This is a genomic window from Blastococcus sp. SYSU D00868, assembly GCF_054050575.1.
In genome coordinates this window covers 73112-88788 of the sequence record NZ_JBJGZO010000010.1, presented here as the reverse complement: position 1 = coordinate 88788, position 15677 = coordinate 73112, and the positions used below count along the sequence as shown (strand labels likewise).

The window sequence follows — 15677 nt, the reverse complement described above, 5'->3', positions numbered from 1 at the left end:
CCTGGGCGTCTGGTCGGTGCTCACACCTGCACCTGGATGTGGTCGGGGTTCGCCGGCGGCTGGTGACCGGCGCCGGTGTAAGCGGGGACCTGCAGGTTCACCAGGAGCTGCTCGGTCGCGGTGACGAGCTGACGGGCGAGCTCCCACTCCCGCGGGACGTCCCAGAAGTTGTGCGGGGTGATCTCGCTGAAGCCGCCCCGGGGGCCGGGGAACTGCGGGTCCTGCGGCAGCAGCTTGATCGCGTCTGCCTGCAACGCCTGGCACCACTCCTGAGCCGCCAGCAGGCGTTCCTCGACGCTGGTCGGCGGGGTCAGGACCCCCCGGGGGCCCTCTCCGCTGCGGCCGATCCCGTCACGCAGCCAGGGCAGGAGTGCCTCGGACGGCGTGCCGCCCCGAGGGTCCTGCAGGTGCCGGCCGAGCTGGAACAGTGACTGGTAGGGCCGGAGCGCCGACATCTGCGTGTCCCCATCGCACATCGCGATGGCCAGGGGGAGCGACTCCACCACCGCTGAGACGAGGCCCCAGCCCGGCGCGTCCCGCTGCGGGACCTCGGCGCCGAGCAGCGGGTGGGGCAGGCGGGCGAACTCGCGCAGGTCGGTCGACCAGACGGCGACGCCGCCGTCGACGATCGGGCCCTCGCCCGGGAGCAGCACCTCGCCGGTCAGGCGACCGACGAGCCACCCGGTGACGACGGACTGCAGCCACGTGCTGGAGACGGGCGTGAAGTCGGTGAGCGAGCGCCCGCGACGCATGGTCCAGAACGCCCCTCGGAGCTGCGCGGAGGCGGACTCGGTCCACTGCTTGCGGATCGGCTTCTGCAGGGACGAGAAGACGATCGGGTTGTACAGGTGCGCGTACGTCCCGAGGATGTCGATCCGGTTGCGGGAGACGGTGCTGACCGCCTGCTCGAAGCGCTCGACGGTGAGCGGTTCCACCGAGGAGTCGGCCTTGAGACCCTCCACCAGCTGCGCGACCACGCCCGGGCTCGTCCCGAAGGGCAGTTCGCTGAACTGATACCCGACCATGACCGGGCGGTCGTGGACCGCACGCACCATCTGCGCGTCGACACCGACGAGCGGGGCCGCGAGCTGCAGTGCCGCACCGAACCGATCGGCGAAACGCCGCGCGATCTCGGCCTGTTCGTGCGCGCTGGCACCCGGGCGGTTGAGGTAGACGTCGAGTCCCTCGGCGATGAAGTTGCCGAGCACCTCGCCGCGCCGGCCCACCCACGCTCGTGCGCCCTGGAGGACTGCCCGGTGGTGGAGCTGCAGCTCGTAGCTCGCCGGCCGAGAGGAGCTCACGTTCGACAGCGCCTGCGGCCACCACTCCGAGCGCCGCCCGATCCGGGCGGGGACCCCTACCGCATCGAGCCCGGCCAGTCGGTCTGCGCTGCGAAGCCGGCTGCGGGAGTCGGAGTGCAGCCAGGTCAGCGCCTCGAAGAGCGCCAGCTCTTCGCTCCGCGCGGGGGTGAGCGAGGCAGACCCGCCGCCCGCGCTGAAGGTCCTGACCAGGTGGTCGGCGTACGAGCGGGGATAGCTGCCGATGTCCTCCAGCAGCACCTCGTTCTGTGCGGTGGCGAACCGGGGCGGGACGTCGTCGCCGACCGGCCACTGCTGGACGAGGTCGGTCGCGACCGTCGCGGTGGGTGCCGACAGGGCCGAGACCGCCTCCGACGACTCCAGTTCGCCGCGGCACTGGCCGAGCGCCGTCGTCAGCGGCTGCAGCAGGTCGCTCTGCGCCTGGGTGAGGAGGTCACCGACCATCGCCGCCGCGCGTCGGAGGAAGGCCTCGGTGTAGTGCTGGCGCAGCTTCGCCGTGGCCTGGCCGATGGCGCCGTGGTGCACGTCGATGGTGTTGGTCAGCGTCTGCAGCTCGGCCGTGACGTTCTGGGCGATGGCCTGCGGTGACTGGGCGATCCCGGCGGCCTGGTCGAGGGCTTCCGCGGCGTACTGCAGGTCGGCCGCGAACATCTGCAGGATCCGCTCGGCGGCGGGGATGCCTCGGTCGCCGATGACCTGGAGCAGAGCGGACTCCAGCCGGGCCTGGATCGCGGGGACCCAACGGACCGCGCCCTCCCGCAGCTCCCTGTCTGCCTGTGGGAGGACATTCCGGTCGAAGGTCGAGGTGATGTAGCCGGCCATCTGGTGGGCGAAGAAGTCGCCGCTGCCGGTGACGCCGGGCTGCAGGGCGGGGCCGAGGACGTCCCGGGTCAGTCGGGCGCTGAGCGCCTCCCGCGCGTCCTCGGGCCAGACGTCATGGACGAGCCCGCGCAGCACCTGGCCGTCCCGGGCGCGCACGTCCGGGAGGCCGGCCCAGGCGAGGAACTGCGGGTAGAACTCCACCGCGGTGTCGGTGACGGCCTGCTGTGGGCTCCGGAGCCCCTGCCGGACGGCCAGGTCGACGTGACCCCGCAGCAGCCGCTCGACGCCCTGTCGCGCCAGGCGCTGCGCGACGTACTCGGCATACCGGTCACGGCCGAGGCCGATCGACGCGAATCCGAGGGAGCCGAAGACGAGCGGCTCGTTGGACTCCACATCTGCCCCGCCACGGGCGGGCTGGAGGCTGAGCAGTGAGTTGTCGGCCACCGAGCCGGCGATGACGCCGAGGTTCCCGATGGCGTAGGCCATCAGCTGGTTCTGCTGGGCCTCGGACATGAAGAGAGCGGTCAAGGAGCGCGCGAACCCGCGGTAGATGGTGTCCGCCTTGCCGTCCCCGAACCGGGCTCCGCTGATCCCGTTGTAGGACCCGACCGGGAAGACGAGCTCGGGGCCGCGGCCGACACCCGGCGGCCGGGGCACGCCGCCGTAGACCGACCACTCCGCCGGCGTCCACGTGCGTTGCCGCGCAGCCATCGCCGACATGAGCTCGGAGACCGTGCCCAGGGCGTTGGCGTTGACACCGGCGCGCTGCCCGGGCTCGAGCTTGTCGAAGACGTCCGGCGTGTAGAGGAAGGCCAGCGACTCGGCCCGGAAGTTCGGCACCTGCGCGGCGACCGCCCGCAGGAGGTTGCAGACATCGAGCGTCATCGACGCGCCAGTGCCGCCGGCGAGCGAGGAGACGACGAGGACCATCGATCCCTGCGTCCCGGAGGAGGGGAGTCCGAGCAGACGGGCGACCGCTGCCAGGTCGTGGTCGGAACCGGCCTGGTTGAGCCGCTCGGCGACGGGCACCAGCCGGTCGTAGACCACGCCGGCGCGGGCGAGGGTGAGCAGCCGACCGACGGCGCGGTACTGACCTGCCCCCAAGGTGATGGGCGTGGTGACGCGGGCAGCGTGCGGGCGCCAGCGGACGAGCTGGCGGAGCTGGCTCCCCGTCGGCTGACTGATCAGGTTCGACTGCAGCGCCCGGTCCAGCACCGCGTAGCTGTCCGTGGGGCTGCTGACGGGGATGTACGTGCCGCCCTGCTTCGGGACCGTCGGCGGGAGCCCGGCCCCGACTCCGTCAGGCACCGGCGGTACGTCGACGTGCACGAATTCCCAGCAGCGAGGCAGGTGGTCCTCGCCCCAGCCGAGTTTGGCCAGCTCTGCGCCGAGCTGGTCCATGAGGAACTGGAGCGTCTTCCCGCCGGAGCCGCCGAGGCCGACGACGCAGATCTTGTACACGGTTGCTTCTCCTGGTGATCGGGGTCGTCAGCGGCTGAAGGGGTCGTCGACCTGCGGCGTGCTCCGCCGGTCGTCCGATCCCGGGCGGGGGTCCGGTACCGGGAAGGCGGCAGGAGCCGGTGACCCGCCCAGAGCAAAGGGGTCCGTCGCACGGCTGTCCGCCCGGGCGAAGGGATCGGCGTTCCGGCGGGTGGCCGGCGCGCTGCCCGGCTCCGGGGACGAGACCGGATGGGGTCCGAACGGATCATCGGTGCTCAGGGACCGCTCTGCGGCATCCGGCGTCGACGTCTGACCGCCGTCAGCTCCGTCGGGCTGCTGTGCCCGGGCGGCGTCACGCAGCGAGTCCACGGCCGCCGGTGCCTCGTCCCGGGCCCGCGCGACGAGGTCCTCGCGCTGCTGCGCGGTCGATGCCGAATCGGTCACCAGGAGCAGCTGGGCCGGTACCTCCGCGGCGTCCGATCCAGCCCGGACTCGATCGAGGAGCAAGGTCCACGACCCCTGCAGCGCCAGGGGGAGGCGCGGGCGGAGGGTCCGCGACGAGCGGCTCCCCGGCGCGCCGGAGACGCCGACGCGGTGCTCCTCCTCGGGTTCGGCGAATCCCGCATCGCTGAGCCGTGTGCCGGCCCGCGCCCGGACGGGGACGCCGGACAGCCGAGCTCGTCGTCGGCCGGACGTGGGCGGGGCGACGACGTCCCAGCGCTCGGGGGCCGCCAGCGCGCCACCGCCGGCCATCCGGACGCCACTCGGCCCCACGAGGACGTCGAGGAGCGCCGACTGCAGCGGTCGCGCGGGGAATCGGGCGGCCAGCCGGCGCCCGAGCAGCAGGACCAGGGCGGGCAGCCCGATCCCGACCAGGAGGGCCACCGCGAACGCCAGCCACAACACGGAACCGTTCGCGACCCGCTCGAGAGTCGCGGTGAACGGCACCTGCGCGGTCACCTCCCGGTCGGTCACCGCGGCACCGTCGGCGTCGACCGGTGCCAGGTGGACGGTGAAGAGCCCGGTCACGTTGCCTGCGGCCGATCGGCCCGAGGCGAGTTCGACAGGAACCGACCAGACCGGCTTGTCGCTGCACGTAGGCGCCTCATCCGATGGCGAGCCGCCGGAGACCGACAGATCTCCTGCCTCGATGTCCGCCGGCTGGGTCTGCAGCGAGACGGCGCCGCCATCGGACACCCAGACGCAGCCCCGGCCTTCGATGCTCAGCTGCCCGCTCGTGGCATCGAGCCCCGCGACTGTGCCGAAGTCGACCGAGCCCGTCGGGGCGGGGAAGCCGAAGGCCGCTGCGACGGTGATCGGCTGACTGCGCACCTGGGGGTCGAGGACCAGCCCGCTCACCGTCGTCACGTGCAGCCGGGTAACGAGCTGCGCGCCCCCGGCGGGGAAGTCCGGCGGAACGGGGAGGGCCACCCCCGCCTGCATCTGCTGCAAGGTGAGGCCGCCAGCCAGAGGCACGTCGGCACCGGTGCTCGGCCGCAGGAACACGTCGAGGGCCAGGGTGGGGGCGGGGTCCCCGAGGATGGCGGGGGTGCCGTCGGCCCGGACCAGCTCGAAGAACGCCGGCCCGACGCTCTCGCCTGCTCGCCACTCGAGAGGCGGCGCCGGTGCCAGGGCGGCCTGGAGATCTGCCTGGATCGTCAGCTGCATCTTCGACACGGCCTCGGGGTTCTGCCCCGTCCGGTCGACGAAGACGACCCGCCAGGTGCCCGACCAGTTGTCCCCGCTGGCCGGCGCCTGGGCGTCGATGGAGAAGGCGCCGTCCGCGTACCAGGTGTAGTCGAGCGTCACGTCGCCGGCAGCCGTGCTCCCCGCAGGACTGGCAGCGTCGTATCTCAGCCCGACTGGATCGGTCCCCGGCGGCTGGACGTAGACGTCGATGCCGCGAGCGCTGCTCGTGCCGGCGACGTGGATCCCCTGGATCGACGAGTCGAGCGTGAAGGTGTGCGCCTGCTGCGCGCACACACGACCCGGACAGACCCCCATCTCGGTCGGGGGCAAGGGTGGGTTGCCCGGGTCCCCCACTGCGTCGAACGCGAGGACCAAGTCTCCGACGTCGTTCGCGGCGATGAAGTAGCCGTACGGGGGCTGCGCCCCGCAGGACTGGGGGAAACCCTCGGCGATGCCGGCGAGGAAGCTGAGGTCCTGAGCGCCGTTGGCGTTGAGCCCGAGGGCGATCAGCAGGATCCCGTCGCTGCGGATGGCGTCGGCGATGCCGCCCGAGCGGCAGAGGTCTGCCTCGCCGGCCGCGACCACCGCGTCGACGCCTTCCGGGGTGGTGATGTCCACGTCCTCGGCGCCAGGGATCGGCTTTGTCGTCCCGTACTGCTCCTGGAGTTCCGGGGTGTCCCGGACAGTCAGATCGAACTTCCCGTCGGTGAAGAGGACGAGGGCCTGGCACGGATTGGCATCGTCAGAGCTCTTGTGGTCCACGAGGTGCTGGCGTGCCGTGCCGAGAGCGGTCCAGTAGTCGGTGTCGACGCCGTTGTCACGCTCGGCGAACTCGGCGATCTGCTGCTGCGCCGCCGGGAGCGTGTCGCCGGTCAGGGACGTCCATGCCGTCGTGACCTGGACGGTGGCATCGAAGCCCTCGACGGCGAGGTCCACGGTGCTCCCCGTTCGCTCCGCCGTGTCGGCCAGGCGTGCCAGCAGCAGTTGTGCAGCTGTGACCCGGGCGCCCTCCGGGTCGCTCGTCCTGAGACTGCTGCTCTGGTCGACGAGCAGCAGGACGTCCAGGTGGTGGGAGGACGTCAGGCATCCTCCGAGCTGCTGGAGAGCTTCGGTCCCCGTGCCGGAGGGCGCGGCCGCCGAAGGGCCCGCGACGGCGACGACTCCGACGAGTGCCGCGCCGAGCACAGCCACGAGGTGAGGCCACCGGACACGGCGGCGAGGGCGGGTCACGCGAACATCTCGAGACGGGAGAACCAGTCCGCGAACAGGTAGCTGTGCGCGGCGGCGATCAGGAGCGCCAGCGCGATCGCGGACAGCCGGAGAGTGCGTACCGCGCCCTCTCGGCCCAGGTACCACGCGCTGGCGCGGCGACCGGTGTCGATCAGCGTGAAGGCGATGAGGAAGGCGGCCGTCCCGAAGGCAGCGATCGACCAGCCGATCACGTGCCAGAACCACGCGTCGAGGAGGAGCAGCGGGACGGTGAGCAGGGGCGTCAGCACAGCTCCGCCGAGGACGGTCATCGGAGGGCGCGCGTCCGAGTCGCGCTGGTGGCCCGGGGAGGACCACCCGGATCCACCGAGCAGGTCGGCCGATCCCGACAGTGGACCGTCCCCGCCGGTCAACCCCGGGAAGGCGGGCGTTGACGAGCCGGGGAAGCCGAGACCCGCACCGCTGGACGTCGAAGAGCTGCCGGAACCCAGCCCTGGGAAGGGAGTCGTGCTCATCGGCGGCACTTCGACGAGCAGGTGGACGCGCACCGCGATGTGCGCGTGACGAGGCGTGGCATCTGATTCCTTCGGGCGAGGTTGGCGGAGCGCCAGTGCGCGGTGTGGATGGCCGCGGGAGGTCAGGGGTCGATGCCGAAGGAGCGCAACAACCCGACCCGGCCGTCAGGGCGTGGCTCTCCCGCCGCGTGCACACGCCACTCGCCGGTCCGGCGGTGCAGCTCGAGCGCGAGCAAGGAACGTTCCCGTGCCAGGTCCCTGATCGGGTACTCGACGAGGAGCTCGCCCGCCTGGTCGCGAACGCTCGCGGTGAGGCCGGGCAGATCGCGGAGGCTCCGGCTGCTGGCGACCAGGTTGAACGCCACCGCCGCGGCCTCCTCCGGAGCCGATTCGAGGTCCATGAGCAGCTCGAAGGTCCTGCGCCCGTCCTTGAGGGTCGGGTCCTGGTAGCTCACGTGGTGGTCGGGGCTGATCGCCCGTCCTTCCTCGTCGGTGGCGATCACCGTCAAGGCGACGGCCGGCTGCGACCGGCGCTTGGTCCAGGAGAACTGCACGCGGATGCGGCGTGGTTCCACCTGCTCGCTCGCCAGCGAGACATGGCCGCTCTTCGCCAGCTCGCTCACCGCGTCGTCCGAGCGGTGGGGAGCTGGCGTGCGATGACCATGTCGATCTCTCTCCGAACGTGAGGCGGGTGCACATCGCCTATCGGCGCTTCGACCCCTCGGCGGAACTCGACGGTCCGGATGTGGGACCACTGTGAACGAATGAGGCTTGTGGGACTTCGTCCAGTCGAGAGGGCATGCGGCACATGCCCGAGTCCTGGGGCACGTGCTGGCGGCCCTGTAAGGGCAGCGCGGCCGCGAGCCCTGTCCCGGCTCCGTAGTCTGTGCCCAGACGAGCAGGGGGAGGAGCCATCGTGGCGAGGCACCTGAACGACGAGACGGCCGAGTTCAAGATGCCCCGGCCGGGGCGGCACGCGGCCGAGGACGACGACGAGGCCGCCCAGGCTGCCGAGCCCGAGGCCACCCAGCGCTTCGACCCGGGCTTCCGCGAGCGGCCCAAGCCCGCCCCGCCCGCGGCCCAGGAGCAGTAGGGCCCGCTGACGCGGGCGCCCGCGTCAGCGCGCGGCGAGGCGCTCCAGCGCGGCAGTGAAGCTGGCGTTCCACAGGCCCAGGTGGGGCCAGCGCTCGGCGACGTGCGCGGTCGCCTCCTCCACCGACATCCCCTGCTCGCGCACGAGGTAGCCGCGAAGCACCAGCCCGGTGCGCGAGGCGCCGCCGTGGCAGTGCACGAGGATGCGGTGGCCCTCGTCGTGCAGCGCCTTCATGTCGTCGAGGACGTCGGCCAGCATCACGTCCAGGTCGGCGTTGAAGTCGTTGTCGGCGATGTAGGCCATCCGGTGCACCGGGTGCGGGAACGGCTCGCCGAGCCGGCACAGCGAGATGACGGCGAAGTCGGTGTCGCTGTACCGGGCGCCGTCGAGGTTGCCGGCCCAGATGCCGGGCAGCACCTCGGTCGGGCCGATCCGGGGGATGACGCCGGGGTCGTAGCTCTGCTGCACGCCGGAGTCCAGCGCGGCGGCCAGCTGCTGCAGGTCGGCCAGCCGCCACACCGTGTCGCCGTGGCCGGGCACCCGGCCGTGCACCGCCGAGGCCCACCGGCTCGGGATGCCGCCCATCCCGTACACCGCACCAGCGAGTGCACCGGCCACGCAGGCGACCGTGTCGGTGTCGCCGCCGAGGTCGATGACCAGCCGCAGCACCTCGGCGAAGTCCCGGCCTGTGCGCAGCGCCCACACCGCCTGGCCGAGCGTCGGCCACACCGCGCCGTTGCGCTCGGTCGCCTGGTCCGGCGTCCAGCCGGGCGCGAGCACCGTGGCCCAGCGCTCGCGGTGCTCCTCGGCGACCAAGTCCAGCGCCGCCGGGATCGCCGCCAGCGGGTCCCCGCCGTCCAGCGCCACGCGCATCAGCTCGTGGAAGACCGCGCAGCCCTCGCCGGCCGACGGGTCGCCGTGGGTGAGCGCCGAGATGCGGCGGGCGGCGTCCATCGTGGCCGCGGTGCCGTCCTTGGCGAACCGGATCGCCGCCGGCGTCGTCCGCATCAGCGAGCCGTTGCCGGCCGCGTGCCCGGACCGGGCGAAGTGCTCGGCCGCGGCGACGTCCCACGGCCTCCCCGAACCGAGCACGGCGCGGGTCTGGTTGCCGATGTCCGGCGGGTTGGCAGCCGCCCAGGCGCGGAACCGGTGGAAGACGTCGGCCTCGTTCAGGCAGTCGTGCTTGACCAGCGACTGCGCCACCAGCAGCGCCATCTGGGTGTCGTCGGTGAACTCGCCCGGCTCCCAGCCGATCGCCCCGCCACCGCACATCTCCGTCTTCGACCCGCGGGCCGGGGTGGGGAACCGCGCGGTGAACTGCCCGGGCGGGCCGAACTCGAACGGCGCCCCGAGCGCGTCTCCGACGGCTGAGCCGACGAGCGCGCCGGCGACACGATGAGAGCGGTGCACCAGCCCAGTAGACGACACGTGGCCCCTCCCGGATGGGCCATGCCCGTTCCAGCCGCGCGGAGCGTCGTGTACGCCGCTCGGGGGAACCAGCAGGCCAGGCCTCAAGACCCGCGCGGCACCGATCGATAGCCGCATGGTGAGACCAGAGGGCCCCATGGCCCACGAGCAGCCGGACGGAGATCCGACGGACCTCCTCCAGGACGTGCTCTCATCCGTCCCGGAGGCCGTGTCCGCCCACCCGTGGCTCGCCGCCCTCGTCGCTCTCGTGCTCGGAGGTCGGCTCCTCGGGGGAGTCCGCGCACTCGTTCACGGGCGCCGCGCCCGCGACCCGCAACGGGTCTTCGTCGGAGCAGAGCGCGCTGCCCTCATGGCGCGGGCGGGTCACCGGTGCGAGCACCACGCCTGGCTGTTCGGCCGCTGCACCGCCACCCAGCGCTTGGAAGCCGATCACGTGCACCCGCACAGCCGCGGGGGAGCGACGAGCCTCACGAACGGGCAGGTCCTGTGCCGGACCCACAACTCGCGCAAAGCCAACCGCATCCCGTGGACCTGGGAGCTGGAACGGCTGGCCCGCCGCCGTCAGAGCTACTTTCCTGCCGGCATGTCGACCGTGGTCCACCGGCGAGGCAGACCACCGCCAGCCTTCTAGCGCCGGCGGGGGATGACCGCCGTCACAGCGATGTCCCACCCATCCCGCTTCTCCCAGAAGTCGCCCGCCAGTGGCAGCAGCCACATACTCTGCGTGCTCGACCGACTACGGAAGGACGGCGTTGTGGCCAAGCACCTGCTCGACGAGACCGCTGAGTTCAAGCTCCCCCGGCCGGGGCGGCACGCGGGCCCGGACGAGGAGACGCCGCTCGAGCCGACGCTGCGCTTCGACGCCGGCCTCCGCGAGCGCCAGCCGCTGCCGAAGCCGCGGCCGGACGCGCGCGCCCGTTGACCCTGCGGTCTCACCGGGGCGGCAGAGCGCCCACCACCCCGGCGACCACGGCGGCCGCCGCGTGCCCGCCGGCCACCGCCTCGGCCACCGGCACCCCGGCGCGCCACCCCGCCAGCACCCCGGCGGCGAACGCGTCCCCGCCGCCGGTGGTGTCCCGCACGGACGCCACCGGCGGCACCGGCACCTCGAGCGCGGCCGACCGGGTGACCACCCGCGTCGCCCCGGCGCCCGCGTGCACCAGCACCAGCTCCGGCGCCCACCCGGGCAGCTCGCCGCCCAGGCCGAGCGCCGCGGCCTCGGCGGCGTTGCAGAACAGCGCGTCGGCCTCCAGCTCGGCCAGCAGCTCGACGTACGCCGCCGTCCCGTGCCGCGCGATCCGGGTCGCCGCCGCGACGTCCACGCTCACCGGCACCCCGGCCTCGTGTGCCAGCGCCGCCGCCTCGCACAGCGCCCGCGGATAGCGCAGCAGGTCGTAGCCGTCCAGGTGGACGACGGCGGCGTCGGCGACCCACGCCGGCGCGACGTCGGCCGCCTCCAGCCCGCCCTCGCCGCGGTCGGTGAGCAGCGTCCGCTCGCCGTCGGGGTGCACCAGCACCGCCGACAGCGGCGCCCGGCCCCGCCGTACCACCGCGAGCGACACCCCGCGGTCGGCCAGCCCCGCCAGTAGGCCGTCGGCCAGCGCGTCGGCCCCCGTCCAGCCGGCCAGCCGCGCCGGCACCCCGAGCCGCGCCAGCCCCGCGGTCACGTTGGCCGGCGCGCCGCCGGCCGTCGTCGTCCGCACCACCCGCTGCTGCCCGCCGGTCACCAGCGGCCCGGACAGCTCCAGCACCTGGTCGGCCACCAGCTTGCCGACCACCACCACCGGACCGGAGCCCGCCGAACGAGGCCACTCAGGACCATCGCCTGTCATGGCGGACAGCCTGCCGCACGCACGCAGCAAGCGGGTGCAGCACACTGCAGGTGACGCTGCTAGATTGCATGCATGCCGATCTCCATGACGATCCGAGACGTCCCTGACGAGACGCGCGCGGAGCTGGCGGCGCGGGCGGCGCGGGCCGGCCAGTCCCTGCAGGAGTACGTCCGTGCACGCCTGGTCGAGCTGGCTCGCCGGCCCAGCCCGGCTGAGCTGTGGGATCGCGTCGAGCACCGGCTGCTGGCGACCCGCACGCACCTGTCCGCGGAGGAGATCGCCCGGTTGCGCGACGACGACCGCCGGTGACGATCGTCGTCGACGCCTCCGTGGTGGTGGCGGCTCTCGCAGATGCCGGGGCCGACGGGGAGTGGGCGCGCGGCGGTCTGCGGCAGCACGAGCCGGTGGCGCCCTCGCACCTGTACGTCGAGGTGTCCAACGTGCTCCGGCGGGCCGTCCTCACCGGTCGGCTCGGCCGCGAGACCGCCGCCCTCGCGCACCGGGATCTCGTGCAGATGCCGATCGCGGTCTTCCCGTTCGAGCCGCTGGGGGAGCGGGTCTGGGCACTGCACCCGACCGTGACCGCCTACGACGCCGCCTACGTCGCGCTGGCCGAGGAGCTGGCCGTGCCGCTCTGGACGCTGGATCGCCGGCTGGCCGCCGCGTCCGGACCCCGCTGCGTTTTCCGTACGCCGGCGGCGCCCTGATCAGAGGTGGCCGTCAGCCCGGGACGACGACCGACCACGCTCGCGGGTCCACCGTCCACGTCCGCGCGGCGACGTCCTCGGTGATCTCCCCGTCCGCGTCGACGTCCACCGCGACCCCCGAGTAGGCGACCCGCGCCCCCCGGACGACGGTCACGTCGGCGCGCGCCAGGTGGTCCCCGCGCAGCAGCGCCAGCCCGAACGCCGTCCGCGCCACCGGTCCGGTCGCCGTCACCACGACGACGTCGGCCAGCCCGTCGTCCGGCTCGGCGTCGGGCGCCAGCGGCCGGCCGCCGGCGATCGTCGGCCCGTTGCAGACGGCGACCATCAGCACGCCGGTCTCGCCGTCCGCGGCCCAGCCGGGCGCCGACACCACCGCGCCGTCCACCTCCACGCGCAGGTCCGCCCCCGGCGTGGACACCCCCGCCGCCACGGCGCCGACCGGGAACGCCGCCGTCCCCAGCGCCGGCTTGACGTGCATCGCCAGCGCCCCGGCCCGCGCTCCCACCCCCGCGTGCACCGCGTTCACCACGATGCCGCCGGCGTCGTCGCGGACCAGGTCCAGCGGCCGCGGCCGGCCCTCGAGCACCACCCGCGCGCCCTCGGCCGGGTCCCGCGGCAGGCCCAGCGACCCGGCGAGGTCGTTGCCCGTCCCGCGGGCGATCACCCCGAGCGGCCGGTCGGGGGACAGCGCGCCGGCGGCGTCCAGCGCCCGCACGGCCGCGTGCACCGAGCCGTCGCCGCCGATCGCGACCAGCCGCCGGTCGGGGTGCGCGCGGATGGCGTCCACGAGCTCGTCGGCATGCGAGGTCTCGACGACCGCCACGTCCGCACCGCGCCGCAGCTCGGCGAGCGCGGCCTCGACCGCCTCGTCGTCCGCCGTCCCCGCGGAGGAGTTGACGGTCACCAGCAGCCCGGCCACGGGCAGGACCGTAGACCCGCCCCGCCGCCCGCATGCGTGACCGCGTGCGCGACGGGGAAACAACAGCCGGGTGGACGACGCCGACCTGGCCGGCCTCCTGCAGGTGCCGGTGCCGATGCTGCACCGCCTGCTGGGCCGCGGCTGGCAGCGCCGGGACGACGTCGTCGACCTGCGCCCCGAGCGGCAGTGGTTCGGCACCGGCGAGCCGGTGCAGGTGCTCATCGGCGCCGACGGCCGCGACCTCGTCCTCGCCCGCCCCCGCGGCCACTGGGACGGCCCGGTCCGGCTGCGCTACGAGCCGGTCGACGACCGGCCGTTCGCGGGCGAGGACCTGCGGCTGCGCCCGGCCGCGCTCAGCGCCGCGGCGCGCGACATCGCCACCCGCCGCCGGCAGTCGTTCCGCTGGTGCCCGACCTGCCGGCTGCTGCTGCCGCCGGAGCACTTCGAGCGCTCGGCGCCGCGGTGCACCGCCTGCCAGGAGATCGTGGACGGCGTCGCGTCCTGAGCTCCCGGCGCCCGGCGGTCAGACCATCCGCAGCTCGTCGTCGTACACCCGCACGGGCACCGGCACCGTCCAGTAGCGCCGCTCCCGGGCGAACTCGACCAGCTCCTGCAGCCGCTCCCCGCCGACCCGGATCAGCCGGAACAGCGCCGGGTCGCCCTGCGCGACGTTCTCCACCAGGTACAGCCACGAGCGCTCCGGGTCGTCCCGGGCCGCGACGTACTGGCTGCACTCCAGCAGGAGCTCAGCGCCGCACGAGGTGGTGCCGCACGCCTTGACCGCGATGATGCGGTCGCCGCGCACCACCCCGTCGGCGGCCTCGTCCCGCCGCGCCTGCCGGCCCTCCGCGAGCTCCCGCTCGATCACGTACTCGATCGCCGCGTCCTCGATCTGTCTCGGTTCGCGCAGCTCGGTCGTCGTCATCGCGGATCCCCCTCCGGCCGACGTCCTCCCGTCCTACACCTCGATCGGGGAAACCGGAACCCGTGAGCCCGGAACGGTGCGACCGGGAGCAGCCGGGAACGGCGACGGCGCCGGCGGCCGGGCGCACCCGGCCACCGGCGCCGCCGCGCCGGAGGTGTCCGTCAGGCCGCGATCGCGGCCTCGGTGGGCAGGTCCTCCTTCTTGGCGCGGATGAGCACGACCGCCAGGACCAACGCGACCGCGAACAGCCCCGCCGCCGTGAAGAACGCGCCCTGGTAGGCGTTCACCGACGCCTGGGCCTCGGCCGTGGCGGCGAAGGCCGGATCGGCCAGGCGCGCCGCGTTGTCCTCGAACCACCCGGTCACCGACGACGCGTAGACCGTGGTGAGGATCGCCAGGCCGAGCGAGCCCCCGACCTGCTGCGCGGTGTTCAGCACCGCCGAGGCGATGCCGGCGTCGCGCTGCTCCACCCCGATCAGCGCGGTGCTGGCCGTCGGCACGAAGGTCGCGGCCAGGCCGAGGCTCATGAGCAGCTCCGCGGGCAGCACGTCGGTGACATAGGCGCTCTCCACCCCGATCCGGGTGAGCCAGAGCATGCCGACCGTGGCGAGCGTGAGACCGACGATCATCAGCGGCCGGGGCCCCACCCGGGGCAGCAGCTGCGACACGACGCCGGCGCCGACGATGATGCCGCCGCTGAAGGGCAGGAACGCCCAGCCGGCCTCCAGGGGGGTGTAGCCGAGGGTCCGCTGGAAGTAGAGCGTCAGGAACAGGAACATCGCGAACAGCCCGGCGCCGACCAGCAGGAACAGCAGGTACGACCCGCCGCGGGTGCGGTCGAGCACCACGCGCAGCGGCAGCAGCGGGTTCGCGGTCCGCGACTCCCAGACGACGAACGCGACCAGCAGGACGGCGGCGACCACCAGGAGCGTGACGGTGACGGGGTCACCCCACCCCGCGCCCTCCTCCGCGGCCTTGGTGAAGCCGTAGACCAGGCTGACGAGCCCCAGCCCCGACAGCAGCACGCCGGGGATGTCGAAGTGCCGGTCGCCCTCGGCCCGGCTCTCGCGGACCAGCGGGATCGCGAGCACGGCCGCGGCCAGCGCGATCGGCACGTTGACGCCCAGCGTCCAGCGCCACGAGGCGTACTCGGTGAGCACGCCGCCCAGGATCAGCCCGATCGCCGCGCCACCACCCGAGATCGCGCCGAAGACGCCGAACGCCTTGGCCCGCTCCTTGGGCTCGGTGAAGGTGATGGTCACCAGCGACAGCGCGGCCGGCGCCATCAGCGCGGCGAAGCCGCCCTGCAGCGCGCGGGCGGTGTAGAGCAGGCCCTCGTTCGGCGCGATGCCGCCGAGGCCGGAGGCGATCGCGAAGCCGACGAGCGCGACGATGAACGCCCGCTTGCGGCCCATGAAGTCGGCGATCCGGCCGCCGAGCAGCAGCAGCCCGCCGAACGCCAGCGTGTACGCGGTGACGACCCACTGGAGGTTCGCGTCGCTGATGAGCAGGTCGGCCTGCAGGACCGGCAGCGCGACGTTCACGATGGACGCGTCGAGGATGATCATCAGCTGGGCGATCGCGATCACCCCGAGCGCGAGCCACCGCTTGGGGTCCGGCCCGTCGGTGACCGGCGGCGCCGGCGGCGGTTGGTCGGGTGCGATGCCACCCGCGGTGGGGGTGACGAGTCCTTCTGGTGCGGACATGGGTGGAGCCGTCCTTCCTGCGCAGGGCGCAGTGCATCGAGTGGTGGTGCGGTGCGGGACGGCCGCCGGTGCG

At 73.7% G+C, this 15677-nt stretch carries 15 protein-coding genes; 6 read left to right on the top strand and 9 right to left on the bottom strand.

Annotated elements, in window-relative coordinates; translation table 11 throughout:
• Window positions 1-20: 20 nt before the first annotated feature.
• The 4 genes from ACI79F_RS11285 to ACI79F_RS11270 form a co-directional block, all read right to left on the bottom strand.
• Window positions 21-3602, bottom strand: coding sequence for a tubulin-like doman-containing protein (locus tag ACI79F_RS11285; protein ID WP_456545027.1), 3582 nt, complete (start codon window positions 3600-3602; stop codon window positions 21-23).
• A 27-nt stretch (window positions 3603-3629) separates the two neighbouring features.
• A complete protein-coding gene (locus ACI79F_RS11280; RefSeq protein ID WP_456545028.1) occupies window positions 3630-6461 on the bottom strand; it encodes a VWA domain-containing protein in 2832 nt (943 codons plus the stop codon).
• A 35-nt stretch (window positions 6462-6496) separates the two neighbouring features.
• Window positions 6497-6769, bottom strand: coding sequence for a hypothetical protein (locus ACI79F_RS11275; protein ID WP_456545029.1), 273 nt, complete (start codon window positions 6767-6769; stop codon window positions 6497-6499).
• Between the two features lie 347 nt (window positions 6770-7116).
• A complete protein-coding gene (locus tag ACI79F_RS11270; protein WP_456545030.1) occupies window positions 7117-7617 on the bottom strand; it encodes a TerD family protein in 501 nt (166 codons plus the stop codon).
• 293 nt (window positions 7618-7910) lie between these two features.
• Between ACI79F_RS11270 and ACI79F_RS11265 the strand changes: the two genes are divergently transcribed.
• Window positions 7911-8087: a hypothetical protein gene (locus ACI79F_RS11265; RefSeq protein ID WP_456545031.1), complete on the top strand. Its 177-nt coding sequence runs from the start codon at window positions 7911-7913 to the stop codon at window positions 8085-8087.
• 24 nt (window positions 8088-8111) lie between these two features.
• Here ACI79F_RS11265 and ACI79F_RS11260 read toward each other — a convergent pair whose 3' ends face one another.
• The gene (locus ACI79F_RS11260; RefSeq protein WP_456545032.1) at window positions 8112-9515 is read right to left on the bottom strand and encodes an ADP-ribosylglycohydrolase family protein; all 1404 of its coding nucleotides are present in this window, start codon (window positions 9513-9515) and stop codon (window positions 8112-8114) included.
• Between the two features lie 115 nt (window positions 9516-9630).
• On the opposite strand from ACI79F_RS11260, the gene ACI79F_RS11255 reads away from it, so the two are divergent.
• Together ACI79F_RS11255 and ACI79F_RS11250 are read left to right on the top strand one after the other, a co-directional pair.
• Window positions 9631-10146 carry an HNH endonuclease gene (locus ACI79F_RS11255; protein WP_456578905.1) on the top strand — a complete coding sequence of 172 codons (516 nt, stop codon included), beginning with the start codon at window positions 9631-9633 and terminating at the stop codon, window positions 10144-10146.
• A gap of 123 nt (window positions 10147-10269) precedes the next feature.
• Window positions 10270-10437 (top strand): hypothetical protein, encoded by a 168-nt coding sequence (locus ACI79F_RS11250; protein WP_456545033.1) that lies wholly within the window; start codon window positions 10270-10272, stop codon window positions 10435-10437.
• Between the two features lie 10 nt (window positions 10438-10447).
• Here ACI79F_RS11250 and ACI79F_RS11245 read toward each other — a convergent pair whose 3' ends face one another.
• Window positions 10448-11296 (bottom strand): carbohydrate kinase family protein, encoded by an 849-nt coding sequence (locus tag ACI79F_RS11245; protein ID WP_456545034.1) that lies wholly within the window; start codon window positions 11294-11296, stop codon window positions 10448-10450.
• A gap of 123 nt (window positions 11297-11419) precedes the next feature.
• Here ACI79F_RS11245 and ACI79F_RS11240 point away from each other — a divergent pair, with 123 nt between their 5' ends.
• Both ACI79F_RS11240 and ACI79F_RS11235 read left to right on the top strand, forming a co-directional pair.
• Window positions 11420-11656 (top strand): FitA-like ribbon-helix-helix domain-containing protein, encoded by a 237-nt coding sequence (locus ACI79F_RS11240; RefSeq protein WP_456545035.1) that lies wholly within the window; start codon window positions 11420-11422, stop codon window positions 11654-11656.
• Entirely contained in the window at window positions 11653-12054 is a 402-nt protein-coding gene (locus ACI79F_RS11235; protein WP_456545036.1) for a type II toxin-antitoxin system VapC family toxin, read from the top strand. Before ACI79F_RS11240 ends, ACI79F_RS11235 begins: the two co-directional genes overlap by 4 nt.
• 13 nt (window positions 12055-12067) lie before the next feature.
• On the opposite strand, the gene ACI79F_RS11230 is transcribed toward ACI79F_RS11235, so the two are convergent.
• A complete protein-coding gene (locus tag ACI79F_RS11230) occupies window positions 12068-12973 on the bottom strand; it encodes a diacylglycerol/lipid kinase family protein (protein WP_456545037.1) in 906 nt (301 codons plus the stop codon).
• A 70-nt stretch (window positions 12974-13043) separates the two neighbouring features.
• Here ACI79F_RS11230 and ACI79F_RS11225 point away from each other — a divergent pair, with 70 nt between their 5' ends.
• A complete protein-coding gene (locus tag ACI79F_RS11225; protein WP_456545038.1) occupies window positions 13044-13478 on the top strand; it encodes a hypothetical protein in 435 nt (144 codons plus the stop codon).
• 18 nt (window positions 13479-13496) lie between these two features.
• Here ACI79F_RS11225 and ACI79F_RS11220 read toward each other — a convergent pair whose 3' ends face one another.
• Window positions 13497-13898 (bottom strand): hypothetical protein, encoded by a 402-nt coding sequence (locus tag ACI79F_RS11220; protein WP_456545039.1) that lies wholly within the window; start codon window positions 13896-13898, stop codon window positions 13497-13499.
• Window positions 13899-14059: 161 nt separating this feature from the next.
• Window positions 14060-15604, bottom strand: coding sequence for an MFS transporter (locus ACI79F_RS11215; protein ID WP_456546940.1), 1545 nt, complete (start codon window positions 15602-15604; stop codon window positions 14060-14062).
• Window positions 15605-15677 lie beyond the last annotated feature (73 nt).